Source organism: Kitasatospora sp. NPDC059571, from assembly GCF_042735675.1.
In the GTDB taxonomy this organism is placed as follows: domain Bacteria; phylum Actinomycetota; class Actinomycetes; order Streptomycetales; family Streptomycetaceae; genus Kitasatospora.
The window spans coordinates 2,748-5,572 of record NZ_JBHWBW010000353.1; the positions used below are offsets into that span (position 1 = coordinate 2,748).

Consider the following 2,825-nt stretch of genomic DNA (forward strand, 5'->3'; position numbering starts at 1 on the left):
GGCTCGAACTGCGCCGGATCGCCCGGGCGTTGGGCCCCGGCGCGCCCGCCCCCCCCGGTGTCCTGCCCCGGGGGGCGCGCCCCCCCCCGGGCCCGCTGCAGGGCGCTGTTGACCGCCGCGACCGTGGTGCCGAGCTGCTCGGCGACCTCGGCGGCGCTGAACGCCAGTACCTCGCGCAGCACCAGGACGGCGCGCTGCCGCGCCGGCAGGACCTGCACCGCCGCCACCCAGGCGAGCCGCAGATCGGCCCGCGCCTCCACGTCGAACCGCGCGTCCGGGAACGGCTCCAGCCAGGGGATGTCGGACGCCGGCGCCAGCGGCGCACCCGGGTCCGTGCTCGGCGCCCCCAGCCCGGAGGGCAGCGGTCGCCGCCGGCGCCCCTCCAGGGCGGTCAGGCACGCGTTGGTCGCGATCCGGTACAGCCAGGTCCGCACCGACGCACGCGCCGGGTCGTACCGGTCGCGCGCCTTCCAAGCCCGCAGCAGCGTCTCCTGCACCAGGTCCTCGGCCTCGTGGCACGAACCCAGCATCCGGTAGCAGAACGCCGTCAACTCGCCGCGGTACGGTTCGAAGTCCACCCGGCCATCATGCCTCCCGCGCCACGGCCCGGCAGGCGCCGGACCGCGGAACGGCCCTCGGAGGGTGCGGCCGCGCGGGACTGACCCGCGGTCAGGAGGCCCCCCAAGGGAACCCGCGTACCGGGATAGGATCCGCTTCCGATCATCGCGGCCCGGCCGCCCTGCCGGCCGGCCCGGTGCAGGTCCGACTCCCCGGTGCCCGTGCGGTACCGGCGCACCCGTGAGGTTCCCGTGAAGCTGCGCAGCGTCCTGGCGGTATCCGCGATCCCGGCGCTGGTCGCGGGTGTCGCCCTTGCGGGGGCCGCCGTCGCGGGCGCCGCCGTGCTGGGCGTCGCGCTGGCCGCCTCGCCCGACCCGCCGGTCATACCCCGGGCGAGCGGCACCGTCGCCCTCGGCGGGTTCCCCGCCACCGTTGCGGCCGGCGGCGCCGAGGTGTCCTTCACCGAGGTGATCACCAACACCGGCGACGACGCCGTCGTCCTGCCGGTGGCGTTCCTCGGTTCGACGACGCTGACCACCGGCCAGATCGAGGCCCGGTACCAGAACCCGTACACCCGCACCTGGGTCGACGCGCATCCCGTGGCCAACGCCGTGTCCGGACCCGGCATCGCGGTGGCCCTGAGCGATCTCCGGGGCGACAGCTCACCCGACCGGGACTCGCTCCTGTTCGTCGCGGCCGGTCGGACCCTCACCGTCCAGGTGCGTCTGGCGCTGACCCCCGCAGCCGCGGCGGGTGCGGCGACCGCCGCCCCGTACGTGAGGATCTTCCCGGCCGACCGGGAGCACGCCGGGCCCGACAGCGCCTCACTCGTCAGCGGCACCGTCTCGGCGTTCACCGTCACCGCCCCCGGCCGCGGGGCCGCCGCGCCCGCTTCCGGTGCCCCCTCCGCCCCGCCGCCGACCGCGGGGTCCGCCGACGTGCCGGCCGCGCTGGTGACCAAGGTCCCGTCCGCCGACACCGTCGACCGGGCCAGGGCGCAGGCCGGCCGGCAGGCCGACGCCGGTGACGGCGGCCGCACCACCGCCGTCGCCCTCATCGCCGCGGCGGTCGCCGGTGCGCTCGCTGCCGCCGTCGCGACCCGCGTCCTCCTTCGCCGCCGCAGGGCCTGACCGGCCGCAGGGCCTAACCGGCCGTGCCGTCCTCCGCCTGCCGGCCCCAGCGGCGGGCGAGGACGGTGCAGACCATCAACTGGATCTGGTGGAAGAGCATCAGCGGCAGCACCGTGATGCCCACCACCGGCGCCGGGAAGATGATCGTCGCCAGCGGCAGGCCGTTGGCCAGGGACTTCTTGGACCCGCAGAACCGGATGGTGACCCGGTCGGGCCGGTCGAAGCCGAGCCGCCGGGCGGCTGCGCCGCTGACCGCCAGCACGACGGCCAGCAGGACGGCGCAGAGCACCAGGAGCACCCCCAGCTGGCCCGCCGTGACCCGGCTCCAGATGCCGTCGCGGACACCCTCGCCGAAGGCGGCGTACACGATCAGCAGGATCGACCCGCGGTCGACCGTCCGGGTGAGCGTGCGGTGCCGGCCGGTCCACGGGCCCACCCACGGCCGCAGCAGCTGGCCGAGCGCGAACGGCACCAGCAACTGGAGGACGACGTCCAGCACCTGCGTCCCGCTCACGTGCACCCCGGAGCCGCCGGCCAGCAGCCAGGCGGCCAGCAGCGGGGTGAGCACGATGCCCAGCAGGCTGGAGAAGGTCGCGGCGCAGATCGCCGCGGCGACGTTGCCGCGGGCCATCGAGGTGAAGGCGATCGAGGACTGCACGGTGGACGGCAGCAGGGTGAGGAAGAGCACGCCGGTGGAGAGCTGCGCCGGCAGCAGCGCGGGCGGCAGCAGCCGGGCGGCCTCGCCGAGCAGTGGGAAGAGCACGAAGGTGCAGCCCAGGATCAGCAGGTGCAGCCGCCAGTGCCGGACGCCGGCCAGCGCCTCGGCGGGGGAGAGTCGCGCCCCGTAGAGGAAGAACAGCAGGCCGACGGCGATCTGCACGGCCAGTGAGACCGCGTCGGCGGCCGCCCCGCGGGCGGGCAGCACGGTGGCCAGGCCGACGGTGGCGAACAGCAGCAGGAGGTAGCCGTCGACGCCGATCCGGTGCAGGGCGCGCTCCGCGCCGCGGAGGGCGGCAGCGGGGCGGGGCGGTCCGGACGGTCGGGGCATACCGCCGATCATGCCGGGCGGCGGGGCCCGGACGCAGGCAGGGGGGGCGCCCCCGCCCGGGGGGGGGGCCCCGGGGGGCGGGGGTTGTA

At 76.7% G+C, this 2,825-nt stretch carries 3 protein-coding genes; 1 reads left to right on the plus strand and 2 read right to left on the minus strand.

Features of this window, described 5'->3' with window-relative positions; genetic code table 11:
• On the minus strand, positions 1–578 hold a 578-nt coding region (locus ACFV0G_RS29150; protein ID WP_380554444.1), incomplete at its 3' end, for an RNA polymerase subunit sigma-70.
• Between the two features lie 231 nt (positions 579–809).
• Between ACFV0G_RS29150 and ACFV0G_RS29155 the strand changes: the two genes are divergently transcribed.
• Positions 810–1,688, plus strand: a complete 879-nt coding sequence (locus ACFV0G_RS29155; RefSeq protein ID WP_380554447.1) for a hypothetical protein — start codon at positions 810–812, stop codon at positions 1,686–1,688.
• A 13-nt stretch (positions 1,689–1,701) separates the two neighbouring features.
• Here ACFV0G_RS29155 and ACFV0G_RS29160 read toward each other — a convergent pair whose 3' ends face one another.
• Complete coding sequence (locus tag ACFV0G_RS29160) at positions 1,702–2,736, minus strand: bile acid:sodium symporter family protein (protein ID WP_380554450.1); 1,035 nt, start codon at positions 2,734–2,736, stop codon at positions 1,702–1,704.
• Positions 2,737–2,825 lie beyond the last annotated feature (89 nt).